Source organism: Roseateles sp., from assembly GCF_049240545.1.
GTDB lineage: Bacteria > Pseudomonadota > Gammaproteobacteria > Burkholderiales > Burkholderiaceae_C > Paucibacter_A.
Genome location: NZ_JBMLSK010000062.1, coordinates 1 through 2,245, shown reverse-complemented (window position 1 = coordinate 2,245; position 2,245 = coordinate 1). Strand labels below are relative to the sequence as shown.

The 2,245-nt window shown below is 65.5% G+C and carries 2 protein-coding genes; one reads left to right on the top strand and one right to left on the bottom strand.

Annotated elements, in window-relative coordinates; translation table 11 throughout:
- Positions 1 to 28 precede the first annotated feature (28 nt).
- Positions 29 to 394, bottom strand: a complete 366-nt coding sequence (locus tag ACOVRJ_RS03745; RefSeq protein WP_422042559.1) for a GNAT family N-acetyltransferase — start codon at positions 392 to 394, stop codon at positions 29 to 31.
- 162 nt (positions 395 to 556) lie between these two features.
- On the opposite strand from ACOVRJ_RS03745, the gene ACOVRJ_RS03740 reads away from it, so the two are divergent.
- On the top strand, positions 557 to 1,711 hold the full coding sequence (locus ACOVRJ_RS03740; protein ID WP_422042558.1) for an IS110 family transposase: 1,155 nt from the start codon (positions 557 to 559) through the stop codon (positions 1,709 to 1,711).
- Positions 1,712 to 2,245 lie beyond the last annotated feature (534 nt).

Here is a 2,245-nt window from a genome sequence, read left to right as displayed (position 1 = left end):
CGGGGCTCACAGCTTCGCAACACTATCGTTAATTTACGCAATTAGACACTAGCAGGAACGTGTGAAGCCACCGTAGGCCCTGGGTGGCGAAGCCATTGCCCCAGTGTTGCGGACCGTAGAGGAACGCGACCTCGGCGACACCCGTATGGATCGTTGCTTCCAGGCGCCCGACAAGGCGATCCGAAGCGTTCTCGCGCACTGCAAAGTTGATCCAGGTCTCACCCAGGCGATGCGCCGGTGGCCCGGCCAAGGCCCTTGCCATGCCCAAACGAAAGCGCTCAAGCGTCGGAGGTTCGCCCCCGATATGGCGGTACACCGGTTCGTTGAGGAGTAGAGCAGCGAGCTCGTCAGTGTGATCGAGCGAGAGCGGCTCGTATGTGAACTGCGTAGACACCTCGGGGGTAGTGCTTGTGCTGCCTAGACAGAATGGCTTCGCAAATTCGGGCGGCCCGTCCCCTGCAATTACGTAGGTTGCACGCCGGGGGCGTGCCGAGCTACACCAATGCACCGGACCGATGGTCGGTCAGGTCGTTGCGAATTTGCAAGGAGACGGGCCATGGCGAAATCTAGCACTCTGTACGTCGGATTGGATGTTCACAAGGACAGCATCGACATCGCCACAGCGGACGCCGGGCGGGACGGTGAGGTGCGCCATGTGTGCAGCATCGGTGGGGATCTCGTCGGGCTGGACAAGGCGTTGCGCAGGCTGGTCAGCAAGGGGCGCCGACTGCATGTGGTCTACCAGGCCGGCCCGTGCGGGTTCGTGATCTGGCGACACTTGAGCACGCAGGGCATCGACTGCGAAGTCGTCGCGCCGGCGTCGATTCCCAAGCGATCGGGGGACCGCGTGAAGACCGATCGGCGCGACGCGATGATGTTGGCGCGGCTGTCCAGGTCGGGGGGTCTCACCGCGGTGCGTGTGCCCGGCGCAGCCGACGAAGCCGTGCGCGATCTGGCACGCAGCCGCGAGGACGCCGTGCGCGAATGCCGCAACGCGCGCCACCGTTTGAAGGCGCTGCTGCTGCGCAGCGGCATCGCCTACGCCGGCAAGAGCGCGTGGACGGCGGCGCACCTGCGCTGGCTGGCCACGCTGAAGATGGAGCACGCGGCGCAGCAGATCGCCCTGCAGGAGTACCTGCACGCCGTGACCGAGGCCACGACCCGCATCGGCAGGCTCGAGCAGGCGATGCGCGACACGCTGCCCGAGTGGGGCCTGGCGCCGGTGGTGCAGGCGCTGCAGGCCATGCGCGGGGTGCAACTGGTCGCGGCGATGACGCTGGTGGCCGAGCTGCAGGACTTCCTGCGCTTCGACAACCCGCGGCAACTGATGGCCTACGTCGGCCTGGTGCCGGGCGAACACTCCTCGGGCCCGAAGCGGCGTCAGGGCAGCATCACCAAGGCTGGCAACAGCGCCGCGCGGCGCATGCTGGTGGAGGTGGCCTGGCACTGCCAGCACAGCCCGCGCGTGAGCCCGATCATCGCCAGGCGGCACGACCAACTGCCCAAGGCAGTCACCGACATCGCCTGGAAGGCGCAGCTGCGGCTGAACGCGAAGTTCAAGCGCCTGGTGGCGCGCCGGGTGATGAAGAACAAGGCCGTGGTCGCGGTGGCGCGCGAGCTCACGGGGTTCGTCTGGGCCATCGGGCGCGAGGTCCAGACCTCGGGCTGGCAGGGCACCAAGATCGAACCTGCGGGCAGCAGCGCAGCCTGAGAAGGCTGAAGACAAATACCGCTGACCAAGGGGAAAGGACAGGAGGTGCGCAGAACCAGACACTGACTCAGATGCCGGAGGGGGAACGCGGCGCAGCCGCGGCCACTGGGGAACCCTCGAAAACGTTATTGCAGCGCCAGGCGTGTGGCAACGCATGTCGGGCGATCTCAGACCCTAGAGCGAAGGCAGCCCCGCGACGTAAATCTGTCTTGAGGTAACCAACCCTCGCATATCAGCATGAACAACCGTCGCACATCCATTACGGGTGGCAACCACAGGCTCCGTCGCGTTCCCCGTCCGGCAACGGGATCAATGACATCTGTCATTGCAGAGGAATGCGTTCGGCCTCTTGACAGAGAGAAGCCATATCAACGTTCGAGGTGAGGCGGGGCCGACGGCAAGGCGACCCGCCCGCTGGAAGGATGATACGCACAACCTGGAAGCGGGCGGGTTGGCTTGCCGTTGGGCCTCGCCTCGACCGAGGGGTTAATGTGGAAGACACCTCTCCGCAGGCGTGACGGCGCCTGACCTGAG

What these genes read in the sequence shown, in the direction of transcription:
- ACOVRJ_RS03740 (WP_422042558.1), top strand. Translation starts at nt 557, where the DNA reads ATGGCGAAATCTAGCACTCTGTACGTCGGATTGGATGTTCACAAGGAC.